At 59.6% G+C, this 6,537-nt stretch carries 4 protein-coding genes; all 4 read left to right on the top strand.

Features of this window, described 5'->3' with window-relative positions:
- Window positions 1-412 precede the first annotated feature (412 nt).
- The 4 genes from GBC55_RS24140 to GBC55_RS24125 all read left to right on the top strand — a co-directional run bounded on the left by GBC55_RS24140 (window position 413) and on the right by GBC55_RS24125 (window position 6,533).
- Window positions 413-1,039: a response regulator transcription factor gene (locus tag GBC55_RS24140; protein WP_162440412.1), complete on the top strand. Its 627-nt coding sequence runs from the start codon at window positions 413-415 to the stop codon at window positions 1,037-1,039.
- Between the two features lie 6 nt (window positions 1,040-1,045).
- On the top strand, window positions 1,046-4,663 hold the full coding sequence (locus GBC55_RS24135) for a transporter substrate-binding domain-containing protein (protein ID WP_247266987.1): 3,618 nt from the start codon (window positions 1,046-1,048) through the stop codon (window positions 4,661-4,663).
- A gap of 132 nt (window positions 4,664-4,795) precedes the next feature.
- Window positions 4,796-6,001 carry an EAL domain-containing response regulator gene (locus GBC55_RS24130; RefSeq protein WP_162440410.1) on the top strand — a complete coding sequence of 402 codons (1,206 nt, stop codon included), beginning with the start codon at window positions 4,796-4,798 and terminating at the stop codon, window positions 5,999-6,001.
- A 118-nt stretch (window positions 6,002-6,119) separates the two neighbouring features.
- Window positions 6,120-6,533: a response regulator gene (locus tag GBC55_RS24125; protein WP_162440409.1), complete on the top strand. Its 414-nt coding sequence runs from the start codon at window positions 6,120-6,122 to the stop codon at window positions 6,531-6,533.
- Window positions 6,534-6,537 lie beyond the last annotated feature (4 nt).

Genomic DNA, 6,537 nt, shown 5'->3' with positions numbered 1-6,537 from the left:
AGGGATGGCCGATCGCGGCGGGCCCACGGAGCAGGACCGGAGCGAGGGTATGCCGAGCCCAGGCGAGGCACCGGACGAAAGGGGCAAGAGCCTTTGGTTACTTGGGGCTTTTCCAAGTGACTCGCTGTAAAAGCGAAACCAATAGCCGCCGTGACCGCAGGAATGGATATGTACACCAGCAACAGTCTCACCGCCAATGAAGCCGCCATCGCGAGCAGGCTCACTCCTACAGTTTGATCCGGTTGCATCAGGGAAATACTCGTCGGCTGGCAGGGCGCCATCGCGAGCAAGCGTTGCTCCTGCAATTGATCTGAGGCCTCCCCACCAATCATCGCGTCACAGCCCAAGAACGCCACGCGCCGGCAGGAAGTCGCCCTTGCTACAATGCCCGCCATGTCTTGCAGAGGTTCCTATGGTCAAAGCGATGGTGGTAGACGATCACCCGTTCATTCGGGCATCGGTCAAGATGCTCCTGCAACAGGAAAACATCGAGGTTGTCGCCGAGGCGGACAACGGTGCTGATGCTGTGCAAATGGCGCGCGAACACACACCGGACTTGATCATGCTGGACATCGCCATGCCCAGGCTTGACGGGCTCGAAGTCATCAGCCGGATCATGACACTGAAAAAGCACACCAGGATCATCGTACTCACCTCGCAGCCGGCGATTTTCTACGCCATGCGCTGCATGAAAGCCGGAGCCGCCGGCTATGTCTCCAAAACCGATGACCTCAACGAACTGGTCAAGGCGATCAAGGCCGTGATGACCGGCTATACCTTTTTTCCCTACCTGCCAGCCAGTTCCGTGCGCAGCAGTGATACCCGGGCCACTGACGTGGAACTGATCCAGAGCCTGTCCGACCGGGAGCTGATGATCTTGCAGCAACTGTCCAACGGCATGAGTAACAAGGAAATCAGCGAGGCCATGTTCCTGAGTACTAAAACCATCAGCACCTACAAGACGCGCCTGATCGAAAAACTCAACGTGAAGTCCGTGGTCTACCTCGCCGATTTTGCCAAACGCAACCAGTTGATCTGAATGCACATGACCTTTGGAAAATGGCTGGTCGTGCTTCTGCTGTCTGGCGCGTTGAATGCGGTGGCGAACGCGACCATGCCAGCGCAAACGTTGCAGGTACTGGGGCGGTCGCAGGTCGATGGTTACAGCGTGGTGCTCGACGAGGGCGACAGGGAGTGGTTGCGCGCCAAGGGCACGTTGCTGTTGGGCGCGTCGGCGCCGGATTACCCGCCGTTTGGCATCACGGGCACCGGGCGGGACTATGAAGGCCTGACCGCCGATTACGCCGCGTTGCTGGCCGGGTTACTGCAGGTACGCGTCGAGGTCCGTCGCTACGATTCGCGCGCTGATGTGGTTCGTGCAACCAAGCTCGGTGAAGTGGACTTGCTCGGCACGTCCAACGATTTCGAGGCGGCCGACCCTGAGCTGATGATGTCCAGCGCCTACGCCGACGACCAGCCGACGCTGGTGACCCGGACAGAGGACAACCAGACGCTGACACCTGACCTGGCTGGCAAGCAGGTGGCGATGCTGTATCACTACCTGCCGCCTGAAGCCGTCAAGGCGCACTTCCCCCATGCCCGTTTGCAACTGTACCCCTCGACCTTGAGCGCGATTGGCGCCGTGGCCTTCGGCACGGCCGATGTCTATCTGGGCGACTCCATCAGTGCCAACTACCTGATCAACAAAAACTACCTGAACAACGTCCAACTGGCGGGCTTTCTCGATACGCAGGTGCACGATTTCGCTTTCTCCATGCACCGGGACAACCAGCGTCTGCTGCGGATCGTCAATGCCGCCCTGGCGGTTATTCCGGCCAGTGAACACTTGACCATCCTGCGTCGCTGGAGCGCTGGCGGTGCGGACATGACTGGCCTCCATGCGTTGAAATTCAGTACCGCCGAACAGCGTTGGATGGACCAGCATCCGCGCATCAGAGTGGCCATCGATGAAAGTTTCCTGCCCCTGTCGTTCTACGGCCAGGATGGCAAGTTTCGCGGTCTCGGCGCCGATGTCCTGGCGAAGGTGTCGCTGCGCACCGGGCTGAAATTCGATATCCAGCGGCTGCAGACGGTCCCTGAGCTGATCAAGCAGGTCGAGACCGGTCAGGCCGACCTGTTGATCAGCCTGACCCCCAGTGCCGAGCGCGAGAAGTCGCTGCGGTTTACTCGCCCCTACCTAAGCACGCCCCATGTGCTGGTCACCCGCATGGGCACTGGCAGTCCCGCGACGCTCGACGAGATGAACGGCAAACGCCTGGCGGTGATTCGCGGCACACCGGTACGAAGCCTGTTGATGGAGCAGTATCCGGCGATCCGGTTGATCGATGCCGACAACGCCGAGCAGGCCATGACCATGGTCGCCAACGATAAGGCGGATGGCGCAGTCAATGCGCTGATCACCGCGCGCTACATGATTTCCCGGCAGTTTCGCGATCGGCTGCACGTCACCAGCACGGTCGGCACCGGTTCGGCCCGCATCGGTTTCGCCATGGCCCGCAATGCCCCTGAGCTGTACTCGATTCTCGACAAGACGCTGCTGAGCATTCCCCCGGAGGAGCTGGACGAGCTGTCCAATCGCTGGCGCAGCGAGGTGGTGGTCGATGACAGTTATTGGCTGCGTCACCGCGCAGCAATCATTCAGGGCTTTGCGTTGGCGGCCGTGTTGCTGTTGTTGGCGCTGGGCTGGATTGCTTACCTGCGACAGCTGATCGCCAAGCGTCGACAGGCAGAAGTCGCACTCAGCGATCAGCTGGAATTCATGCGCGTCCTGATCGACGGTACGCCCCATCCGATTTATGTGCGGGATCGTGAAGGTCGGTTGTTGATCTGCAATACGGGCTATCTGGAGGTGTTCGGGATCGAGCGGGATGTCGTCGTTGGCAAGACCGTTATCGAGGGCATGTTCAAAAGCGTGCAAGAGGCTGCGGTTTATCACGAGGACTATCTGCAGGTCATGAAGGACGGCCTGCCTCGGGTACAGGACCGCCAGCTGACCTTGGGCGCAAACGTGCTGACCATCTACCACTGGATGCTGCCGTATCGCGCCAGCAATGGCGAAGTGAGCGGGTTGATCGGCGGCTGGATTGACATCAGTGAACGTCAGCGCCTGGTGCAGGCGCTGCATGAAGCCAAGGATGAGGCCGATGATGCCAATCGCGCGAAGACCACGTTCCTGGCGACCATGAGCCATGAAATCCGCACGCCGATGAATGCAGTGATCGGCATGCTTGAGCTGGCGATGAAAAAGGCTGACGAAGGTGTGACGGACCGCTTTGCAATTGAAGTCGCGTCTGGCGCGGCGCGGAGTTTGCTCGATCTGATTGGCGATATTCTTGACGTGTCGCGCATCGAGTCCGACCATCTGTCCCTGACACCCGAGCGCGCCAACCTGGGTGAGCTGGTGACTTCGGTGGCGCGTATTTTCGAAGGACTGGCGCGGCAAAAACAGTTGCGTCTGATACTTGAACTGGACCTCGGGGCCCATCGCGATGTGCTGATCGATCCGCTGCGGTTCAAGCAGATTGTCTCCAACCTGTTAAGCAACGCCATCAAGTTTACCGAGCGAGGCGAGGTCCGGCTGCGGGTCAAGGTTCAAACCGGGGCGGACGCGCAGCGCCTGACCGTGTGCCTGCAAGTCGCCGACACCGGCATCGGCATTTCCGACGACGATCAGCAACGCTTGTTCAGCCCGTTCACCCAGGCCAGCAACAATCCTCAATCGGCCCGCAGCGGCTCCGGACTGGGACTGGTCATCAGTCGCACGCTGTGCGAGATGATGGGTGGCCAATTGACCCTGTCGAGCGTGGTGGGGCAGGGGACGCAGGTCGACATTGTGCTCGACGTACCGATGCTGATGCCCTCGAATGAGCCCGCGGCGGCGCCGGTCGAGCCCGCAACGTCCAGCCGTGCGCTGCACATCCTGGTGGTCGACGATTACCCGGCCAATCGGTTGGTGCTGTCCCAGCAATTGAGTTACCTCGGCCATCGGGTCAGGGACGCCGAAGACGGTGTCCAGGGATTGCGCGCCTGGCGCAGTGAATCCTTCGACGTGGTCATCACCGATTGCAACATGCCGATCATGAGCGGGTATGAGCTGACCCGGACAATCCGTGCCGAAGAAGTTGCACGCGGCCTGGCGCCGGGTTTGATTCTCGGCTTTACCGCCAATGCGCAACCCGAGGAAAAGCAGCGCTGCCAGTTGGCGGGAATGGATGACTGCCTGTTCAAGCCAATCAGTCTGGAAGACCTCAGGGATCGGCTGGCCAGCCTGATCCCGATCAATACCGGTGCGTCCATCGGGACCGCGTCCTGCGAGCTGTCGGATGAAATTGACCTGAGTGGTCTTCATCAGCTGACCCGGGGTGACGATGCGTCGATCAAGCGCCTGCTGGATGACTTGTCTGCCAGCAACGACGAGGACATGGCGCGGTTGATGCGACTGTTCACCCAGCACGATGTGCCGGGTCTGGCGAATCTGGCCCATCGGGTCAAAGGCGGGGCGCGGATCATCAAGGCTCATGCCTTGATTGACGCCTGCGAATCCCTGGAGGCCGCTTGCGACGGGGTGAACCCCGGGCAATTGACTGAAGCGGTTGACGCGTTGCATCAGGCGATGGACCGATTGGCCCAGCGCCTGGCGTGATCGCAAGGCATCTGAAGAATGTTCACTCCTGTAATTTAGGAAATTTCCTACACGATTTGGGATATTTCCTAAATAACGCCTTCGTTCATTTCCGGATAATCGTCGCTCCCTCCCAAGACGAGCCGAGATGTCATGACCCGCCTGCCCCTCCGTGTTCTGGTACTCGAAGACCATAGCTTTCAGCGCTCCGTGGCGGTGAACATGCTCAAGCAAGCTGGCTGTCGCGAGGTCTTCGAGGCCAGCGATGGAGCCCAGGCGCTGGCTGTTTTAAAGGACGTCGGCCCAGTGGACATTGCCCTGTGCGATCTGCAGTTGGAGGGCATGGACGGTTTGGAGTTCTTTCGGCGGCTGGGGGCGTCGGGACAGGTCAAGTCGATCATCATCAGCAGTTCGCTGTCGGCAGACTTGCGCCGTGCCGTGCACCAGATCGTTTCCCTCCTGGGTTTGAAACTGCTCGGGGACGTTGGCAAACCCCTGCATCCGCACTTGTTGGAGCAGTTGCTGAACAAGCACCTGGGGAGCCCGATGGTCGAGCCAGTCCCGGTAAGTCTTGTGCAATCGGCCAGCGAAGAGGAGGTGTGCGCCGCGCTTGCGGAGGGTCAGATTCAGTCCTGGTACCAGCCAAAATTTAATCTGCACACGGGGCAGGTGTGTGGGGTTGAGGTGCTCAGTCGATGGTTGCATCCGGTTCGCGGTGTGCTGTCACCGGCAGTGTTTTTGCCGATTCTGGAGGGGCAGGGGCTGATGGATTCGCTGCTGTTTACCCAACTGGACCAGGCGCTGAGCCTTCAGAAAGAAGCGGCAAGTCGGGGCTTCTGTTTGAACATGGCCTTCAATCTTCAGGCCGCACAACTGGCCCGCAGCGAGCTGACCGCCAGCATTCGCGAGATTCTGGCCAGGCATTCGGCGTTTGGCTCCGGACTGACCTTCGAACTGACCGAGAGCGGTCTGCTGGCGGCGCCCGCTATCAGCATGGAAAATCTGGTACGGCTGCGCATGATGGGCTGTCGTTTGTCCATTGACGACTTCGGCGCCGGGTTTTCCTCGTTGCAACGGCTGTGTCAGCTGCCCTTCAGCGAGATCAAGCTCGATGCCGAGTTCGTCCGCACGCTGGACCTGGAACCCCGATGCCGGGCGGTCATCAGCAGCACCCTGGCCCTGGGGGAAACCCTGGGCATGTCGGTGGTGATCGAGGGCATCGAGACCGACGCGCAACGCCTGCAATTGATGTCGTTGGGATGCACCCAAGGACAAGGCTACTGGTACGCAAAGCCGATGAGTGGCGAAGCGTTGCTTGGATGGCTGCAGTTGCACGGCGAATCACCGATGCGTCGTTGATCTCCTACCTATGGCCGGATAAATGGAGGGGCCATTTAGGAAAAATCCTACATCAAGGACTTGCGCTCATGCGTAGCCTTGCGCCATCTCGAATCTGACACCCTGCTGGGGGCCCACGTTGTCCAACAAAGCCTTACGTATCCTGATTGCCGACGCGCAGCATTTTCAGCGGATGAGAATCGAGCGACTGTTAAATCAACTCAATTACTACTGCATCGCGCCGGTGCATGACCTCGAGGAATTGCTGACGCTGATCGAATACGGCTGCGAGCCTTTCGATCTGGTCGTGATCAATGCCTCACTGGCCAATGGCGCGCTGAATCTGCTCGATTTCTTCCGCGACAACCCTCAGGTTCGTCACGCCTTCATCTATGACGGCCAGCGTGCGGCGTTGCCGCCGATCCCGGCGCGCGATCAACAAAAAATCCAGGTCAGCCTGGCGGTATTGCCTGATCTTTCGTCGATCCAGCGATGCATGGCACTCGTAGATCCACGCTTACCGTCCGTCGGAACTGTCATTTCTGTCAGGTAGTTTC

Source organism: Pseudomonas sp. TNT3 (assembly GCF_010095445.2).
Taxonomy (GTDB): domain Bacteria; phylum Pseudomonadota; class Gammaproteobacteria; order Pseudomonadales; family Pseudomonadaceae; genus Aquipseudomonas.
The sequence above is the reverse complement of the archived record's forward strand: the minus strand, read 5'-3'. Positions and strand labels throughout refer to the sequence as shown.